Raw genomic sequence first — 17,060 nt, 5'->3', positions numbered from 1 at the left:
GGACGGAAGCCATCATGACAACACCAGCAATCGACATCATCGACGCCGATTTCCCCCGCCCCGCCAGGGACGTTGTGGAACGCCTCGCCAAACTGCCGGCCGCCAACATCGGCGACGCCATGGACCGGCTTGGCGTCGCCGACTCCGCCATCCAGGCGATCTGGCCAGGTGCCAACCTGGCCGGGCCTGCCTTCACGGTGTGGACCCGACCGGGGGACAACCAGGGCATCCACAAGGCGCTGGAGCTGGCCCGGCCCGGCGATGTCATTGTGGTGGCCGGCGGCGGCGACTCCTCCCGCGCACTGCTCGGTGAACTCATTGGTGAACGTGCCATCAACCTTGGCATCGCGGGTTTCGCGCTTGACGGAGCAGCGCGCGACGCCGAGGCGCTGGGTGAGATCGGCATGCCCGTCTTCGCCCGGGCTACTTCCCCCGCCGGCCCCTACAAGAACGGCCCCTACCGCCTGGGGTCGCCGCTCGCTTTCGGCGGCGTCCCCGTCCTGCCGGGCGACGTCATCGTCGGCGACTCAGACGGCGTCGTGGTGATTCCCCGGGAGCAGGCAGCCGCCGTCGCCGAAGCCGCCGAAGCAGTCTTCGCCGATGAAACCAGCCGCCGCCAAACCATCGTCGCTGCCCGCCACTAACGCAAGAAAGACAGAGAAACCATGACAGCGGTAACCGTTATTGGCCTCGGCGAAGCCGGCGCCACCTACGCCGCGGCACTCCACGCCGCCGGCCACAAGGTCACGGGCTTTGATCCCGTTGCGCCCACCGCCCCCGCCGGCGTCACCCGCGCGGCGACTGCCGCCGAAGCCTGCATCGGAGCAGACATTGTCCTGGTGATGACGGGTGCCGCCGCGGCGCGCAGCGTCGCCGGGGAGTGCCTTCCGGTCCTCGAAACAGGCAGCTGCTACGCGGACTTCACCTCATCCTCCCCCGGAGTCATGAAGGAACTCGGACAGCTGCCAAGCAAAGCCGCCTTCGCCGACGTCGCCATCCTGGGACCGGTTTCCGCACTGGGCGAAAGGACGCCCCTGATGGTCAGCGGAAAGGGTGCCCAGGCGGTGGCCCGGCTGCTCAGCCCCCTTGGCGTCGACGTCGAAATTGCTGACGGGGAACCCGGGGCGGCCATGGCGCACAAACTCCTACGGAGCGTCCTGATGAAGGGCCTGGCCTCCGTGGTGGTCGAGGCAGTCACCGCGGGCCGGGCGGCCGGGCTCGAAGAATGGATCCGCGCGCAGATTGCGAACCAGTTGGCCGGTGACGGGCAGGCAGTGATTGACCGGTTCCTCACCGGGACTGCCAAGCACGCCGTCCGCCGCTCGAAGGAGATGCGGGACACCGCCGGCTACCTCGGCGACCTTGGAGTGCCCGCCGAGATGACCACCGCGTCCGCTGCCGCCCTTGGCCGCATCGCCCAGGAATCAGCGCCGGCCTTGCGCTGAGCCCGGAGTCGGGCAGAATCAGGAACGGGTATTTACGTGACTCACCACCTAACCGGCGTACCGCCGTCAGGAGCAGCAGCATGATCGGCATTTGGGCACTCGGCGCCTACCTTGCCGTCATCCTGCTGTGGACCACCGTGCTCAAGCGCAGCGTCGGGGAAGCCATGATCCTCGGGTTCCTGGCCGTGCTTCCGTTCACCGGGGCGGCTGCGGCGCAAATCGGCTTGGCGGCGCTGTACTCGGCCATCACGGACGAGATCGTCTACGCCACCATGGCGTTCGTGTTCATGGGCTACCTGCTGGACAGGACCGGCGTGCTGGACCGGCTGATCGACCTGCTGAACTCCCTGATCGGCGGCGTCAAAGGCGGGCCGGCCTGGGTTTCCACCGTGGCATCAGCGGGACTGGGCAGCGTGGTCCACAACCAGGCCGCCATCGCCGCAACGGTGGGATCGGTGACCATCCCGTGGATGGAAAAGTCCCGGCTGGACAAGCCCTCGGCGGCCACGCTTGTGGCGGGGAACGCTGGAATGGGCATCACGTTTCCGTTCAGTGCCTCGATGTTCGTCCTGGTGGGTTCCGCCACGGTGGGGCCCCTGCTGGACATCAATGCGCTGGTGCTTCCGCTGCTGTTCGGCGGCCTGTGGTGCTTCGTGCACCGGCTGATTGTCACCTGGCTCCTGGTCCGCAAGAGCGGCATGGCACCGCTTGACGCCGCGCACCGGTTGCCTGTCCGGGCCGCGTTCGGCCGCGGCTGGGCCACCCTGCTGCTGTTTGTGGTGGTGGCCATTCCCCTGGTCATCACCTCCGGCGCCATCGCCAAGGGACTGTCGGACTGGACCGGCGGAGACGTCACCAGATCGGTCAGCGTGATTGTCTGGATCCCCGTGGTCCTCATCATCACCGGCGTCCTGCTGGGCCGGAAGAAGCTGCCCGCCGATGGCCGGGCCTGGTGGGCGCTGCTGGAGGAGTCCGCGCCGCGCTTCGGCATCGTGGGCGTCACCGTGGTGTTCGCCTTCGCCGGTGCCAACGCCCTCGCCGCCACCGGCCTGCCCAAGCAGATGACCGAACTGCTCAACGGGATGAACCTGCCGCTGTGGATCCTGGCCATCCTGATCGGCTTGATCGTCATCGCCGTGGCTGCGCCCCTTTCGGCGACGGCGACCATGGCGGCCGTCGGAACCGTCGGTGTGGCCGCCTTGGTGGCAGCAGGTGTCCCGGCCACCACGGCGGCCGTGGCCGTCCTTGTCTTCTCCTCCTGCGAGGCGGCGGTCCCGCCGGGAGGGGCCCCGCTGTACGTGGCGTGCGGCATAGCGGACGTGGACCCGATCACCACATTCCTCCGGCTGCTGACCCACTACGCCCTGCCGCTGCTGGGCATCGGCGTCCTGATCATCCTCGGCATCCTGCCCATCTAAAGGAAAAAGACACATGCAACCGATCCGAAGGGCCATCGAAGTCCTCTTCGTCCTGACCCTGGCAGTGCTGCTGGCCGGCGGCGTCGTGTTCGTGGCCGGGCAGGCCATCGCCCTGGCGGCCGGCAAAGGCGAGTGGCTGACACTGCTCAACGGCACCATCAAGGCGCCCATCTGCATCGCCGCCTCCATCTGTGCCGTCGCCGGGTTCCTGCTCAGTTACAAACGCCGCCAGGACCAGGATCAGCCCCAGGAAGCGGGGGCACGGTGAGTCCTGCTGCCGAAGACGGACGGCACCCGACGTTCGCTGAACTCCTCCGCCGGGAGGGCGCATTGGCCGGGACTTCCTGGGGCCTGTTTCCGGACCCAACCCGGGGGACGCCGTCGTTCATTACTCCCCAAACGGTGCGGGACGCGCGGGACTGCATCCGGACCGGAACTGCCTTTGGCCTGGACTATCCGGCGGATGCCTTCGACCCGGGCATGTCCCTTAAGCGCAGCGCCCCCCGGCACACCATCTACTCCTCGCACCCTGCCCACCGCGATGATTATCTTGACGGGTACTACCTGCAGGGATCCAGCCAGATCGACGGGCTGCGCCACCGCCGGGCGGACGACGCCGGTTTCTACAACGGCACGCCCGATGACCGCATCAGCGAGGGCACGCCGGACCTCGGCATCCAGGAATGGGCGGACAGTCCCATTGTGGGGAGGGGAGTGCTGGTGGACCTGGCCGGGTACCGCGCCGGGCAGGGTGCTCCGATTGACCACGCCGCCGGGGAACCCCTGGGCCTTGACCTGATCGAGGGGGCGATGGCCGCCCAGTCCGCGAGCCTCCGGCAGGGCGACATCCTCATGCTGCATACGGGCTGGTGCGAATGGTTCCTTGGCCTGCAGCCGGAGGAGAAGCAGCGCATGCGGGACAGCAGGCGGGCAACGGGCGTGGCCCAGTCCGAGGAGTTCGTTGCGTGGGCATGGGACCGCCGGCTCGCGCTCCTGGCGGCGGACAATTTTGCCCTCGAATGCCTGCCCGCACTGCCCGCCAGCCCTTACCTCGATTCAGCACCGAACGACCACGGCATGATGCACCAGCAGCTGCTGGCCAAGCTGGGCCTGCCGCTGGGGGAACTGTGGCGGCTGGGTCCGCTGACCCGGCACATGCGGGTTACCGGCCAGTGGGACGCCTTCATCACCGTCAAGCCGCTGAACATCACCGGCGGAACCGGATCACCCGCGAACGCCACTGCGGTGATGTGATCCCCGGCGGGCTTTGGGTCAGGCCAGGCGCTCGCCGGTGATCCGGGCCAGGTGGTCCAGGAGTTTGTTCTGGAACGCCTCGTCGTGGACGGCCGGGTGCGGTTCCTGCCGGTGCTGGTGGAACCAGTAGCCGCCACTCGTGAGCGCCGCCGGATCCTCGCTGGTGGCCAGCCACTCCTGCGTCAAGTGACCGAGCCGGAGATCGTCCGGGGCCCCGGCGCCGCCCATTTTGGTGGGCACCCAGCCGGGGTCGACGGCGTTGCTGAGGACGTCCGGCCATAAACGGGCGACGGCGGCCGCCAGGGCCGTGAGGTAAAGCTTGCTGTCCGAGTAGGTCGCCGTCCGGGCGCCCCCGTCGAGTTTCCCGAGCTCGGCGCGGCCGCCGCGGTGCATGCCGCTGCTGACATATATCAGCCGGCGCGGGCGGTGGATGAGTGCGGTGAGGAGGTAGGGGGCCACGACATTGACGTTGAAGACGTCCGGGCCGTGCAGCACTCCCGCGTTATGGATGACGGCGTCCACCGGCCCCACCCGGTTGACTTGTTCGGCGACGTCCCGCGACTGCCCCAGGTCGGCCAAGTCGCCAACAACGGCGGCGGCGCCGCGGTCCAGGAGGTCCTGGACTGCGCCAAGGCGGGCGGCGCTGCGCACATGCACGACGACGTCGTGGCCCTCGTCCAGCAGCGTACCGGCAGTGTGCCGTCCCAGCCCGTCAGCGGAACCGGTGATGAATATGCGCGGCACCATCCCTCCAGCAGTTGTTCATTGTTCCGACGGCGGTGTTCCCGCGTCCGTGGAATGCGGGCTGCTCCAAGGCTATGACGGTTGCTGCGGGCAAGGGGTGCCCTGCCAGGACCCGTTGTGCAATCAGATGTGCTGCGCTGGCCACCTGTCAGGGCGTCACGCAAAACACGCTTTTGGGGAAAAGGCGGGGGCGGCGGCGCGGGTTTCCGCGGCCCCGAGGCCGTGGTGGGCCAAAAGCGTGCCGTGTGTGACGCCGTCGGAAGTCCAGCTACGGCAGCCGGCCGGGCCGCAGCAGGCTCGGCACGCCAGCCTGCCCGGGGTCCAGCGGAACGGGGCTGACCAGGACCGCCGGGCCCCGGTGCAGGGTGCCACTCGACAGGGCGCGGCAACGGATCCCGCCCCTGCCTCGCATGGCGGCATGGCCTCCCGGCGCCAGCACCTCGTTCATCCAGGCGCAGGGGTGTGCGGGACGCCCGCCGTGGAGCCCAACCCGGGAACCGCCGGACTCCAGGGTGAAGTCCTGCCCCAGCAGCGGAGCGAGGTGCGCTCCGCGGAGGATCACGTTCCGGCGGGTGGCCAGGGGATCAAACGGTCCGGCCCCAAGTTCCGCGGCCATGACTTCCAGGGCCTCGACGGCGATCAGCGTCACTGCGGCGTCCATGTGGGCGGCCTTTCCGAAGAACCGGTCACCCGCGATGCCCTTGCCCGCCACCACTTCGGCGGCCTGGGCGTCGAACGTCGGCACCTCCGCGGCGCCGTCCCGGGCCCGTCCGAAGTAGGCGTGCCCCGGTGACACCAGCAGGTGCAGGATCTGGACGTCGTACCGGTAGGTCTCCGTCATGCCACCTGCGAACCAACGTAAGCGGCCAGGTGCTTGCCGGTGAGCGTTGAGGCGTCGGCCACCAGCCCAGCCGGCGTGCCCTCGAAAACGATCCGGCCGCCGTCGTGCCCTGCTCCCGGACCCAGGTCGATGAGCCAGTCGGCGTGCGCCATCACCGCCTGGTGGTGCTCGATCACAATCACGGACTTGCCGGAGTCAACCAGCCGGTCCAGCAGGCCCAGCAGGTTCTCGACGTCGGCGAGATGCAGGCCGGTGGTGGGCTCGTCCAGCACGTAGACGTCGCCTTTCTCCGCCATCTGCGTGGCGAGCTTGAGCCGCTGGCGCTCGCCGCCGGAAAGGGTGGTGAGCGGCTGGCCGAGGCTGAGGTAGCCCAGCCCCACGTCGTCGAGCCGGTCCAGGATGGTCCGGGCCGCCGGCGTTTTGGCCTCGCCCTCCGCGAAGAAGGCGGCAGCCTCCGTCACGGACAGGGCCAGCACGTCGGCAATGTTCCGGCCGCCGAGGGTGTATTCAAGGACGGAAGCCTGGAACCGGCGGCCTTCGCAGTCCTCGCACGGCGACTCGACCGTGGCCATGACCCCCAGCTCGGTGAAGATGACGCCGGCGCCGTTGCAGGTGGGGCACGCGCCCTCGGAATTGGAGCTGAACAGGGCAGGCTTCACCCCGTTGGCCTTCGCGAACGCCTTGCGGATGGGCTCCAGCATGCCGGTGTAGGTGGCCGGGTTGCTGCGCCGGGAGCCGCGGATGGCGCCCTGGTCGATCACCACCACCCCCTCGCGCTTGGCCACCGAGCCGTGGATCAGCGAACTCTTGCCCGAGCCGGCCACACCGGTAACTACCGTCAGGACGCCCAGGGGGATGTCGACGTCGACCGCCTGCAGGTTGTGCGTGGACGCGCCGCGGACCTCCAGCGCCCCCGAAGCCTTCCGGACGGCGTCCTTCAAGGACGCGCGGTCCCCGAGGTGCCGGCCGGTAATGGTGTCGCTGGACCGCAGGCCCTCCACGCTGCCCTCGTAACAGACCTCGCCGCCTTGGGTGCCGGCGCCGGGACCGAGGTCGACGACGTGGTCCGCGATGGTGATCATTTCCGGCTTGTGCTCCACCACCAGGACGGTGTTGCCCTTGTCCCGCAGCTGGAGCAGCAGCTGGTTCATGCGCTCGATGTCGTGGGGATGGAGGCCGATGGAGGGCTCATCGAAGACGTACGTGACGTCCGTGAGCGAGGAGCCCAGGTGCCGGATCATCTTGGTGCGCTGGGCCTCACCGCCGGAGAGGGTGCCGGCGGGCCGGTCCAGGCTGAGGTAGCCCAGGCCGATGTCGGAAAAGGAGTCGAGCAGGTGCTGGAGGCCCTTGAGCAGGGGAGCCACGGAGGGGTCCTTCAGGTCCCGGATCCACCCGGCCAGGTCGCTGATCTGCATCTGGCACAGCTCGGCAATGTTCTTGCCGTTGATCTTTGAGGACAGGGCCTGCCGGGTCAGCCGGGTCCCGTGGCACTCCGGGCAGGTCTGGAAGGTCACCGCGCGTTCCACGAACCGGCGCACGTGCGGCTGCATCGCCTCCGGGTCCTTGGACAGCATGGACTTCTGGATCTTGGGGATGATCCCCTCGAAGGTCAGGTTGACGCCCTCCACCTTGATCTTGGTGGGCTCCGCGTAGAGCATCGTGTCCAGCTGCTTCTTGGTGAACTTGGAAATCGGTTTGTCCATGGGGAGCGCCATGCCCTCGAACAGGCGCCCGTACCAGCCGTCCATGGAGTAGCCCGGAACAAGCAGGGCGCCCTCGCTCAGGGACTTTTCGTCGTCGTAGAGCGCTGTCCGGTCAATGTCGCTGACGTTGCCCATCCCCTCGCACCGCGGGCACATGCCGCCGAGGTAGACGGCCTGCTGGACCACGGCCTTTTCCACCCGCCCGCCCTTCTCCGTGGACATCACGCCGCTGGCCTTGCGCGTGGGCACGTTGAAGGAATAGGCGGTGGGCGGGCCGACGTACGGGGAGCCGAGCCGGCTGAAAAGGATGCGGAGCATTGCATGGGCGTCCGTGGCCGTCCCAACGGTGGAGCGCGGGTTGGCGCCCATCCGCTCCTGGTCCACGATGATCGCCGTCGTGAGCCCTTCCAGGAAGTCCACCTCGGGCCGGGCCAGCGAAGGCATGAAGCCCTGGACGAACGCGCTGTAGGTTTCGTTGATCAGGCGCTGCGACTCTGCGGCGATGGTGGCGAACACCAGCGAGCTCTTGCCGGAACCGGAGACACCGGTGAACACGGTCAGCCGGCGCTTGGGCAGCTCGACGCTGATGTCCTTGAGGTTGTTTTCCCGCGCGCCCTGCACGCGGATGAGGCCGTGGGTGTCCGCGATGTGCACGCCATTTCTTTCGGTATGGGCTTGGGTGTGGGTCCCGGTGTCGGTGCTCATGCGTCTCCCTGGGCTCGCTGCGGCTTACTGCTGCTGGTTGATGCGGACGGTGTTGCCGGCCGGGTCGCGGAACGCGCAGTCGCGGATTCCGTACGGCTGGTCCACCGGCTCCTGGACCACGTCCGCCCCGGTCGCCTCCACTTTTGCGAAGGCTTCGTCCACGTTAGGTGCTGACAGGATGACGGTGGCGTAGGTGCCCTTGGCCATCATCTCCGCGATGGTCCGGCGCTCGTCATCGGTGATGCCGGGGTCCACGGCCGGCGGGTGCAGGACGATGGACACGTCCGGCTGGCCGGCGGGTCCCACGGTGATCCAGCGCATGGTGCCGCGGCCAACGTCGTTGCGGACCTCGAAGCCCAGGGCATCGCGGTAGAACGCCAGCGAGGCGTCCGGATCGGTGTGCGGAAGGAAGCTAGAGGAAATGCTGATGTTGTTCATGGCAGCCATGCTAGTTGCGGCTCCGGCGCGGACGCTTCTCGATTCCTGACCGGTTTGGTGACCTGTTTCGCCACGCACGCGGGGATGCCCGCCGTCGACATCGCCGCCTCCTGTTTGTATACGCTGGGCGGCATTCCCACGAGTTCCGTGAAGCGCGTGCTGAACGTCCCCAGCGAGGAACAGCCGACGGCGAAGCACGCCTCCGTGACGGAAACGTCGCCACGGCGAAGGAGCGCCATGGCCCGTTCAATGCGCCGGGTCATCAGGTAGCTGTAGGGGCTTTCCTGGTAGGCGAGCTTGAACCTGCGGCTCAGGTGCCCGGCCGACATGTGGACCCCGCGGGCTAGGGATTCGACGTCCAGCGGCTGCGCATACTCCCGGTCGATCCGGTCCTTGACGCGGCGGAGGTCCCTGAGTTCGCGCAGGCGGGCATCGGAGAGGGGGCTGGTGGTCACCTTTCAGATGGTGCTACGCGGCGGGGGAGTTGTCCAGAGCGCGGAAACCGGGCTGCGGGCGATAAAAGGACGCCCCTCCGCAGAGTATGATTATCCCGCCGACCAACAAATGAGGTCCTCGCCCGCTTGCGGGCTCGAGTAAACGGTTTGTCCGGCAAAGCCTGATCCAGCCAGCAGTGGCCTCCGGCAAAAGACACCCCGAAAACCCCGTCAACAACCTTGCCCGGCCTCTGCCTGCCGGGCACCGCCCTTGAGAGGTCTCCATGGAACTGCTGTGGGAAATTGCCGGCTGGGCCGGTGCGGTTGCCATCCTCAGTGCCTACCTTGCCGTTTCCATGGGCTGGATGAAGGCCGGCAGGGGTTTCCAGACGGCAAATCTCCTGGGTGCCGTGGCCTTCATCATCAACGGATCCGTCCACGAAGCATGGCCATCCGTGGTCACGAACGTGGCCTGGTTCCTCATTTCCGCCATTGCGCTTCTGCGCATGCGGCAGGCGGACCGGCCGCCGGTGACGCCCGAAGACGCTCCGCAGGTCCAATTCCCCGGCGTCCCGGACACCACCGGCCAGCTCGCTGTTGTTGAGGTTCTTACCGGCTCCGTCCACGGCGACGACGACGGGCACCGCCCCCTTCGCTGACCGCACGACACTCGCCGCCCGATGAACAACGGAAAGGCCTAGGAAGCAGCTTCCTGGGGCTGGAATGAGTCCACGTCAGTGGCCAGGACGGCCAGTTCCACGCTCGCCGGCCGCTCAACGGTGCTGTTGATGCGCACTGCCGTGCCGCTGTGCGCTGACTTGAGCACGGATTCCATGACGTCCAGGGCGTGGTAGGCCATGGCCCCGCCGGCGCGTGGCTCGGAGCCTTCAGGGGTGGAGGCGAGGTCGGCGATACCGAAGCCTCTGCCGGAATCGACGTAGCCGGCGGACACGGGAAGGGTCTCCCAGTCCTCTGCCCCGAGGGAAAACAGCTGGACGTCGCCGTCGAAGTGGTTCGGGTCCGGCACCACCAGCGATCCGCGCTCCCCGTGGATCTCGATGTTGGGCGACTTGGACTTGACGGCGTCGAAACTCATGAAGAGCGTGGACAGCGCGCCGGAGGCGTGCACCAGGACACCGGTGACATGGGAATCGATGTTGACGGGGACCTTTTCGCCCTGGCGCGGTCCCGAACCGATGATGCGTTCGTTCCGGGTGTGGCTCGCCGCGCCGATGACCGAGACCACGGGGCCCAGCAGGGTGACCAGGGCGGTGACGTAGTAGGGGCCCATGTCCAGCAGCGGGCCGCCGCCGGGCTGGTAGTAGAAGTCCGGGTTGGGGTGCCAGCGCTCGTGGCCCGGGGTCACCATCGTGGCGGAGGCGGATATCGGCGCACCGATCAGGCCGTCGTCGATCGCCTTGCGGGCGGTCTGGATGCCGGTGCCCAGTACGGTGTCAGGAGCACAGCCGACGGCGACGCCCGCCTCGCGCGCCGCGTCCAGCACCTGGCGCGCCTCCGCAGTGGTGGCGGCGAGGGGCTTCTCGCCGTAGACGCTCTTTCCGGCCGCAATGGCCTTCAGCGCCACCTCCGCGTGGGCGGCGGGGATGGTCAGGTTCAGGACCAGTTCGACGTCGTCCGCAGCGAGGAGCTCGTCCACGGAGATGGCGCGGACACCCTCGTACTGCTCCGCCACGGCCTGGGCGCGTGCGGGGTCCAGGTCCGCCACGGCCACCAGGTCGATCTGGCCGAGTTTGCGGAAGTTGGTGAGGTACTGCGCGATGATGGCTCCGCAGCCAATGATTCCGACTTTCAACGGCTTGCCCACAGCAGGCCCCTTTCGATGATGGTGCGGACGTTGGCGTCCTGGAGGATTTCGACCCGGTGGCCGGGGGTGGCGACAAAGATGCGGCCTTTGCCCCACTGGCGGGTCCAGATGGCGGGGGAGGTGACTTCGCGGTTCCAGGGGTCCCACTCCCGGACCTTCTGGGTGGTGGTGGCCAGGACGTCGATGTAGTCGTCGGAGAGCACCCAGTACTGCTCGGTGACCAGGTCGAAGTCGGAGATGCCTTTGGTGATCGGGTGTTCCGCGGCGGCCGGGAGCATGTTGACCGTGTAGGGGACGTAGTTGTCCGACTGCTCGCCGACGCATTCGTCCGGGTGTTTGCCGGGGTGGCAGGCGAACTGGCCGCCGATCAGGTGCAGGTAGTCCGAGTTGTTGCGGTAGGAATCGGCGATGCCGCCGTGCCAGCCGGCCAGGCCCGTGCCGCTTTCGACGGCGGTCCGCAGCCCGGCGAACTCGTCCTTTTCGATGGTGGTCATGGTCATGCACTGCATGATCAGATCCACCCCTGCCATGTACTCGGCATCGGCGTACACCTTGGGGGATTCCTCCACGCGGACGTCGTAGCCGTTGTCCTTGAGGTAGGGGATGAAGAGCTCGGTGGCCTCGTACGGCTGGTGGCCGTCCCAGCCGCCGCGGACCACCAGGGCGTTCTTGCGATCTGTCATGTCGGGGTTTCCTTTTGTTTGGCTTCCGGCCCCGGAGGGCCGGCGAAAAATGGGTCAGCGGCTGGCGAAGGCGGCGTCGAAAGCGGCTGCCGGCGGGGCGATGCGGGCGAGTTCCTTGACCATGGCCAGCGCCTGCGGTGCGCCGACGAGCCGGTCCATGCCGGCGTCCTCCCACTCGATGCTGGTGGGGCCGTCATAGCCGATGGCGTTCAGGGTACGGAAGATCCGGTTCCACTGGACGTCACCGTGCCCGGCGGTGACGAAGTCCCAGCCGCGCCGGGGGTCAGCCCAGGCCAGGTGGGAGCCCAGGCGCCCGTTGCGGCCATCGAGCTGGCGGACCGATTCCTTGACGTGCACATGGAGGATGTGGTCCGCGAAGTCCTGGAGGAACATCACCGGATCCAGGTCCTGCCAGATGAAGTGGGACGGGTCGAAGTTCAGGCCGAAGCCCTTGCGGTGCCCGATCGCCTCCAGGGTGCGCTTGGCGGTCCAGTAGTCGTAGGCAATTTCGGACGGGTGGACCTCCAGGGCGAAACGGACGCCCACCTCGTCGAAGACATCCAGGATGGGGTTCCAGCGGTCCGCGAAGTCCTGGTAGCCGGCGTCGATCATTGCCTCGGACGCTGGCGGGAACATGGCCACCGCCTTCCAGATGGACGATCCGGTAAAGCCCGTTACCGTCTTGACGCCCAGGCGCGCGGCGGCCCGTGCGGTGTCCTTCATGGACTCAGCGGCGCGGCGCCGGACACCTTCGGGGTCGCCGTCGCCCCAGATCCCAGCGGACAGGATGCCCTGGTGGCGCTCGTCGATGGGGTCGTCGCACACGGCCTGTCCGGTGAGATGGTTGGCGATGGCGAAGACCTGCAGGTTGTTCTTCTCGAGGATGTCCAGCCGGCCCTGGAGGTAGTTGTCGTCCTCAGCCGCCCGGCGGGGGTCCAGGTGGTCGCCCCAGCAGGCGATCTCCAGCCCGTCGAAGCCCCACTCGCCGGCCAGCCGGGCCACCTCCTCGAAGGGCAGGTCGGCCCACTGGCCGGTAAAAAGCGTGATTCGTCGTGTCATCAGGATTCCTTGCTTGTACTGTCGCTTGCGGCGATGCTCAGACTTTTTGCCATTGGCTTGAGTTCGCGGCGCTGGACTCCACGGCCGCGAGGACCCGCTGGACCTGCAGGGCATCGGCAAAGGACGGTTCGGGCTGGCGGCCTTCACCGATGGCTGTGACGAGGTCCACCACCTGGTGGGTGAAGCCGTGCTCGTAGCCCAGGCCGTGGCCGGTGGGCCACCAGTTGCCGACGTACGGGTGCTCGGGTTCGGTGACGAAGATTTTCCGGAAGCCGGCGTCCGGGGACTCGGCCGCGTCGTAGAAGGACAGGACATTCATGTCCTCGAAATCGAAGGCGAGGGAGCCTTCGGTGCCGTTCAGTTCCAAGCGCATGGCGTTCTTCCGGCCCAGCGCGTACCGCGTCGCCTCGAAGACCCCTATGGCACCTGCGGAGGCGCCGCCGTCGAACTTTGCGCTGAAGATGGCCGCATCATCCACGGTGACCTTCCCGCGGGGCGCGTCCCCGCTGAGGTCGCCGTGGCCGCCCAGGCCCACGAGGTCGCCGGCCAGCGGGCGCTCAGGAACGAACGTTTCGAGCAGCGCCGAGACGCCGGTGATGTCCTGTCCGGTGACCCACTGGGCCGCATCGATGCTGTGCGCCCCGATGTCGCCGAGGGATCCTGATCCGGACTTGCTCTTGTCCAGCCGCCAGGTCATGGGGGCATTGGCGTCGGAGAGCCAGTCCTGCAGGTACTGGGCCCGGACGTGGCGGATCTCGCCCAGCCTGCCCTGCTCCACGAACCGTTTGGCCAGCGCCAGGGCAGGGGTGCGGCGGTAGCTGAAACCGCACATGGACATGACTCCCTGCTGGGCGGCGGTCTCCGCGGCGAGGGTCATCCGCTCGGCTTCCTCCACGGAGTTGGCCAGCGGCTTCTCGCACAGCACGTGCTTGCCGGCCTCAAGGGCGGCGATGGCGATCTCGGCGTGGGTGTCGCCGGGTGTGCAGATATCGATCAGGTCGATGTCGTCGCGTTCGATCAGGCGGCGCCAGTCCGTCTCCACCGAGTCCCAGCCAAGCTTGTCCGCTGCGGCCCGCACGCCGTCGGCGTTCCGGCCGGCGACGGCGGTGAGCCGGGGCTGCAGCGGCAGGTCGAAAAACCGGGGAGCGGTGCGCCAGGCGTGGGAGTGGGCTGCACCCATGAAGGCGTACCCCACCATGCCGACGCGAAGGGGCTTGGGTTGTGTCATCGGAAGTCCTTTCTATTTGCTGAAGCCGGCGGTCAGGCCGCTGAGCAGCTGCCGGCGGCCCACAACGTAAAGCACCAGGATTGGCAAGGTGCTGAGCACCACCGAGGCAAGCACAGCCGGGATGTTGACGCTGTATTCGCCCTGGAAGGTCCACAACGCCAGGGGAAGGACGCGCAGTCCCGGGCTCTGGGTGAGGACCAGCGGAAGCAGGAATCCATTCCAGACGTGCAGGCCGTTGTAGATGGCGACGGTCACGATCGCGGGGCGGGTCAGCGGCAGGGCAAGCCGCCACATGGTCTGCCATTCACTGCAGCCATCAAGCCGCATCGACTCGAACAGTTCGTTCGGGACGTCGCGGATGAAGTTGGACAGGATCAGTACGGTCAGCGGGATGGCAAAGGCAATGGAGGGAAGCATGAGCGCCAGCAGGCTGTCGTAAAGGCTCAGCCGGATGATCATCAGGTAGATGGGGATGATCGTTGCCTGCAGCGGGATGGCCAGTCCCATCAGGAAGACACCGTTGACCAGCTTGAGGAACCGGCCCTTGCCCCGGACAATCGCGAACGCGGCCATAAAGGAGACCAGTACCGTCGGAATGACAGCACCCAGCGTGACGATGGTGCTGTTCATGAAGTACTTCGCGAAATCCGCCTCGAGGACCAGCTGGTAGTTTTCCAGCGTCGGGGCGGTGGGAAGCGCCAGCGGATTCTGGCCGAAGTACCCTTCCTGGGTCTTCAGGCTGGTGATGACCACGTAGTAGACCGGAATGATGATGATGGCCAGCCAGATCCAGCCGCCGAGGCCGGCCGGGAGGTTCAGCCTTCTCATCCGGGATCCCAGCCCCCGCTTTGGCGCGGTGGAGTTGGTCCGGGAACCGGCGGGAACTTCCTCGGTGCTGCTTTTCAGGACGATGCTCACCCTACATACCTTCCAATTGGCTGCCCTGCTTGTCCTTGCCTCCAAGGCGCTGGAGGAACAGGGCGAGTGCAAGGCCGATGAGTACGAGAATGACGGCGATGACGCTGGCCGGCCCCATGAGGTTGGCCCGGAAGCCCCGCAGGTACATGTCCAGGGCCAGGATCCGCGTGGAGTTGCCCGGGCCGCCGCCGGTGAGGACGAAGATCAGGTCGAAGTACGTCAGGGACCCCACCACCATCAGGGTGGAGGAAGTGATGATGGTGTACTTCAGCTGGGGAAGGGTGATGTGGAAGAACTGCTTGATGGTTCCCGCCCCGTCGATCTCCGCTGCTTCGTAGAGTGACTTGGGAATCTGCCGCACGCCGCCCTGGTAAATGAGCGTATGGAAGGGGACGAACTGCCAGGCGATCACGAAGATGACCAGGCCCAGGGCCAGATGCGGGACTCCCAGCCAGTCCTGGGCCAGGAACGGCAGGCCGAGGCCCGTGGCCAGGCCGAAGTTCGGGTCCAGCAGGGCTTTGAAGGCGATCGCGACTGCTGCCGAGGAGAGCAGCAGCGGCAGAAAATACAGCACCGCAAGGGCCGCCCGGTAGCGCTGGCTTCCGGCGGTGAAGACTCCCAGAAGGAGGCTTATGGGAGTCTGGACCAGCCAGGACGCGATCATGATCAGGAAGGTCAGCCCCAGGGCGTTGTACAGCCCGGGATCCGCCAGCACCGAGAACCAGTTACCCAGCCCTGCTGATCCGATGGCACCGATGCCGTCCCAACTGGCGAAGCTGAGGATGAGTACACCGGCCAGCGGCACGACGGCGAAAACCAGGAAGAAGAACAGAGCAGGAACTGTCAGCCACGCGAGGGCCGCATTTCGCTGTCCGCTTTGCCCAGCGCCGGTTCTGGCGGCGGCCTCAGTCCTGCGGGCGGTGGAGACGGCGTTACTCATTTCCCGAGGGTGCCGTTCATGTTCTCAGCGAACTGCTGAGGGGTGATCGACTTCAGGAACAGCTGGTCGATGTTGTTCAGCAGCGTTTCGGCGGCGGTGGGGCTGAGCGCCTGGTCCCAGGACTGCTGGAAGTTGGGAGCGTTCTTGGCCAGATCGTAGACAAAGTTCAGGAAGTCCTTGTCCGGGGATGTGTTGAGTTTGCTTTCGATCCCGTTGACGATGGGGACGGAACCGGAATTGATGTAGGTGTCGATGACCGTCTCGGTCAGGATCCCGTCCTTGAAGAACTTCTTCGCCGTCTCCTTTTCCTTGTCTGTGGCCTTGGAGGAGATCGACATGTACGCGGCGGGGTTTCCCACGCCGTTCTTTGGGTCGCCCTTGCCGCCGGCAACGGTCGGGAACTGGACGAAGCCCAGTTTCCCGTCCTGGACGAAGTTCTGCCCATTCTTCTTCATGGCTCCGTAGGTCCATGAACCGTGCAGCATCATGGCGGCCTTGCCCGTGAACAGCAGGGCCTGGTCCGCATTGGAGTCTGCCGCGATGGAGGAGAAGCCCTTGATGAACCCGTCCGCGGAGACGAGCTCCTGGATCTTGGTGCCGGTTTCGATGACGGCGGGATCCATCCAGGCATTGGGCTTGCCTTCGAAGATGGCGGTGAAGACTTCGTCGCCCCCGATGCGGTCAAGCAGGTATTCAAGCCACATCATGGAGGTCCAGCGCGACTGTCCACCGAGTGAGAAGGGAGCCACGCCCATGTCGTTGAAGGTTTTGACCAGAGACATGACGTCGTCCCAGGTCTTCGGCGGCTGGACGCCGGCCTTCTCGAACAGTTCCTTGTTATAGAACAGGACGATCGGGGCGACGTACTGGTTGGGCAGGGCGTAGATCTTCCCGTTGACGGTGGCTGCGCCGAATGAGGCGGGGAAGAACTTCTTCTGCAGATCCGGATTGTCATTGAGCCAGCTGGTCAGGTCCTCTACCTGGTTGGCCTCGGCATACGTCTTCAGGGTGCCGCCGCCCCAGCCGTAGATGATGGTGGGGGCCTGGCCGGCGCCGATGGCCGTTTTGATTTTGGTTTTGTAAGCGTCGTTCTGGAAGTAGGTTACGGCGATCTTGTCGTCAGGGTTTGCCGAACTGAAGGTGTCCACGGCCTTCTGCATGGTGGTCTCGTTCGGCTGACCGGACAGGTACCACATGCTGGCACCGCCTCCGCCGCTGCTGGAGGTCCCCGGTCCTGACGTCCCGCACGCCGTGGCGGTCATGGCGGCGAAGGGAGTGAGGGCAGCAAGGGCGAGGAAAGAGCGGCGGGAGGTCTGGGATTGCTTCATTGCTTCTCCATCTGAAAATGCTTCGTTGCAAAGGTTGTGGGGTTGTGAGCGGCGCACACTTTCGAAATATTTCGAGCAGGTGATTTAGGTCACGCTC

General features: G+C 66.6%; 18 protein-coding genes. 6 read left to right on the top strand and 12 right to left on the bottom strand.

The genetic code is table 11. The features are described 5' to 3' along the window. Window positions 1-14 precede the first annotated feature (14 nt). From PV768_RS12315 to PV768_RS12295, 5 genes are all read left to right on the top strand, one after another. On the top strand, window positions 15-644 hold the full coding sequence (locus tag PV768_RS12315) for a methyltransferase (RefSeq protein ID WP_421093147.1): 630 nt from the start codon (window positions 15-17) through the stop codon (window positions 642-644). Between the two features lie 21 nt (window positions 645-665). Next, the gene (locus tag PV768_RS12310) at window positions 666-1,445 is read left to right on the top strand and encodes a DUF1932 domain-containing protein (RefSeq protein ID WP_421093146.1); all 780 of its coding nucleotides are present in this window, start codon (window positions 666-668) and stop codon (window positions 1,443-1,445) included. Between the two features lie 80 nt (window positions 1,446-1,525). After that, window positions 1,526-2,863 (top strand): TRAP transporter large permease subunit, encoded by a 1,338-nt coding sequence (locus PV768_RS12305; RefSeq protein WP_421093145.1) that lies wholly within the window; start codon window positions 1,526-1,528, stop codon window positions 2,861-2,863. A 13-nt stretch (window positions 2,864-2,876) separates the two neighbouring features. Next, the gene (locus PV768_RS12300) at window positions 2,877-3,131 is read left to right on the top strand and encodes a hypothetical protein (RefSeq protein WP_157239946.1); all 255 of its coding nucleotides are present in this window, start codon (window positions 2,877-2,879) and stop codon (window positions 3,129-3,131) included. Then, on the top strand, window positions 3,128-4,117 hold the full coding sequence (locus tag PV768_RS12295; RefSeq protein ID WP_421093144.1) for a cyclase family protein: 990 nt from the start codon (window positions 3,128-3,130) through the stop codon (window positions 4,115-4,117). The genes PV768_RS12300 and PV768_RS12295 overlap by 4 nt, the downstream gene beginning before the upstream one ends. Window positions 4,118-4,135: 18 nt before the next feature. Here PV768_RS12295 and PV768_RS12290 read toward each other — a convergent pair whose 3' ends face one another. The 5 genes from PV768_RS12290 to PV768_RS12270 all read right to left on the bottom strand — a co-directional run bounded on the left by PV768_RS12290 (window position 4,136) and on the right by PV768_RS12270 (window position 9,003). Then, complete coding sequence (locus PV768_RS12290) at window positions 4,136-4,861, bottom strand: SDR family NAD(P)-dependent oxidoreductase (RefSeq protein WP_421093143.1); 726 nt, start codon at window positions 4,859-4,861, stop codon at window positions 4,136-4,138. 268 nt (window positions 4,862-5,129) lie between these two features. Then, on the bottom strand, window positions 5,130-5,702 hold the full coding sequence (locus tag PV768_RS12285; protein ID WP_421093142.1) for an MOSC domain-containing protein: 573 nt from the start codon (window positions 5,700-5,702) through the stop codon (window positions 5,130-5,132). Continuing rightward, window positions 5,699-8,110 carry an ATP-binding cassette domain-containing protein gene (locus tag PV768_RS12280; RefSeq protein WP_421093141.1) on the bottom strand — a complete coding sequence of 804 codons (2,412 nt, stop codon included), beginning with the start codon at window positions 8,108-8,110 and terminating at the stop codon, window positions 5,699-5,701. The genes PV768_RS12285 and PV768_RS12280 overlap by 4 nt, the downstream gene beginning before the upstream one ends. Window positions 8,111-8,134: 24 nt before the next feature. Beyond that, window positions 8,135-8,557: a VOC family protein gene (locus PV768_RS12275; protein ID WP_157239941.1), complete on the bottom strand. Its 423-nt coding sequence runs from the start codon at window positions 8,555-8,557 to the stop codon at window positions 8,135-8,137. After that, a complete protein-coding gene (locus PV768_RS12270) occupies window positions 8,545-9,003 on the bottom strand; it encodes a helix-turn-helix transcriptional regulator (RefSeq protein WP_323057924.1) in 459 nt (152 codons plus the stop codon). The genes PV768_RS12275 and PV768_RS12270 overlap by 13 nt, the downstream gene beginning before the upstream one ends. A 263-nt stretch (window positions 9,004-9,266) precedes the next feature. Here PV768_RS12270 and PV768_RS12265 point away from each other — a divergent pair, with 263 nt between their 5' ends. Beyond that, window positions 9,267-9,641, top strand: coding sequence for a CBU_0592 family membrane protein (locus PV768_RS12265; protein ID WP_157239939.1), 375 nt, complete (start codon window positions 9,267-9,269; stop codon window positions 9,639-9,641). Window positions 9,642-9,679: 38 nt separating this feature from the next. Here the strand turns inward: PV768_RS12265 and PV768_RS12260 are convergent, their stop codons facing one another. The 7 genes from PV768_RS12260 to PV768_RS12230 are packed head-to-tail and all read right to left on the bottom strand — an operon-like array spanning window position 9,680 to window position 16,963. Continuing rightward, entirely contained in the window at window positions 9,680-10,807 is a 1,128-nt protein-coding gene (locus tag PV768_RS12260; protein WP_421093140.1) for a Gfo/Idh/MocA family protein, read from the bottom strand. After that, window positions 10,792-11,490 (bottom strand): ThuA domain-containing protein, encoded by a 699-nt coding sequence (locus PV768_RS12255; RefSeq protein WP_421093139.1) that lies wholly within the window; start codon window positions 11,488-11,490, stop codon window positions 10,792-10,794. The genes PV768_RS12260 and PV768_RS12255 overlap by 16 nt, the downstream gene beginning before the upstream one ends. A 54-nt stretch (window positions 11,491-11,544) precedes the next feature. Continuing rightward, a complete protein-coding gene (locus PV768_RS12250) occupies window positions 11,545-12,549 on the bottom strand; it encodes a sugar phosphate isomerase/epimerase family protein (RefSeq protein ID WP_421093138.1) in 1,005 nt (334 codons plus the stop codon). A 37-nt stretch (window positions 12,550-12,586) separates the two neighbouring features. Continuing rightward, window positions 12,587-13,777 (bottom strand): Gfo/Idh/MocA family protein, encoded by a 1,191-nt coding sequence (locus tag PV768_RS12245; RefSeq protein ID WP_421093137.1) that lies wholly within the window; start codon window positions 13,775-13,777, stop codon window positions 12,587-12,589. Between the two features lie 12 nt (window positions 13,778-13,789). Beyond that, window positions 13,790-14,695, bottom strand: a complete 906-nt coding sequence (locus PV768_RS12240) for a carbohydrate ABC transporter permease (protein WP_421093136.1) — start codon at window positions 14,693-14,695, stop codon at window positions 13,790-13,792. A gap of 1 nt (window position 14,696) precedes the next feature. Then, window positions 14,697-15,635 carry a carbohydrate ABC transporter permease gene (locus PV768_RS12235; protein ID WP_157239933.1) on the bottom strand — a complete coding sequence of 313 codons (939 nt, stop codon included), beginning with the start codon at window positions 15,633-15,635 and terminating at the stop codon, window positions 14,697-14,699. Next, entirely contained in the window at window positions 15,632-16,963 is a 1,332-nt protein-coding gene (locus PV768_RS12230; protein WP_421093135.1) for an extracellular solute-binding protein, read from the bottom strand. Before PV768_RS12230 ends, PV768_RS12235 begins: the two co-directional genes overlap by 4 nt. Window positions 16,964-17,060 lie beyond the last annotated feature (97 nt).

It is taken from the genome of Pseudarthrobacter sp. CC4 (assembly GCF_048957775.1).
GTDB lineage: Bacteria > Actinomycetota > Actinomycetes > Actinomycetales > Micrococcaceae > Arthrobacter.
Note: the sequence above shows the minus strand (reverse complement) of the source record. Positions and strands in the feature narration are given on the sequence as shown.

Excerpts from the sequence above, each read along its gene's own strand:
- PV768_RS12315 (WP_421093147.1), top strand. The coding sequence starts at position 15 with ATGACAACACCAGCAATCGACATCATCGACGCCGATTTCCCCCGCCCC.
- PV768_RS12310 (WP_421093146.1), top strand. The coding sequence starts at position 666 with ATGACAGCGGTAACCGTTATTGGCCTCGGCGAAGCCGGCGCCACCTAC.
- PV768_RS12305 (WP_421093145.1), top strand. The coding sequence starts at position 1,526 with ATGATCGGCATTTGGGCACTCGGCGCCTACCTTGCCGTCATCCTGCTG.
- PV768_RS12300 (WP_157239946.1), top strand. The coding sequence starts at position 2,877 with ATGCAACCGATCCGAAGGGCCATCGAAGTCCTCTTCGTCCTGACCCTG.
- PV768_RS12285 (WP_421093142.1), bottom strand. The coding sequence starts at position 5,702 with ATGACGGAGACCTACCGGTACGACGTCCAGATCCTGCACCTGCTGGTG.
- PV768_RS12280 (WP_421093141.1), bottom strand. The coding sequence starts at position 8,110 with ATGAGCACCGACACCGGGACCCACACCCAAGCCCATACCGAAAGAAAT.
- PV768_RS12275 (WP_157239941.1), bottom strand. The coding sequence starts at position 8,557 with ATGGCTGCCATGAACAACATCAGCATTTCCTCTAGCTTCCTTCCGCAC.
- PV768_RS12265 (WP_157239939.1), top strand. The coding sequence starts at position 9,267 with ATGGAACTGCTGTGGGAAATTGCCGGCTGGGCCGGTGCGGTTGCCATC.
- PV768_RS12255 (WP_421093139.1), bottom strand. The coding sequence starts at position 11,490 with ATGACAGATCGCAAGAACGCCCTGGTGGTCCGCGGCGGCTGGGACGGC.
- PV768_RS12250 (WP_421093138.1), bottom strand. The coding sequence starts at position 12,549 with ATGACACGACGAATCACGCTTTTTACCGGCCAGTGGGCCGACCTGCCC.
- PV768_RS12245 (WP_421093137.1), bottom strand. The coding sequence starts at position 13,777 with ATGACACAACCCAAGCCCCTTCGCGTCGGCATGGTGGGGTACGCCTTC.
- PV768_RS12235 (WP_157239933.1), bottom strand. The coding sequence starts at position 15,635 with ATGAGTAACGCCGTCTCCACCGCCCGCAGGACTGAGGCCGCCGCCAGA.
- PV768_RS12230 (WP_421093135.1), bottom strand. The coding sequence starts at position 16,963 with ATGAAGCAATCCCAGACCTCCCGCCGCTCTTTCCTCGCCCTTGCTGCC.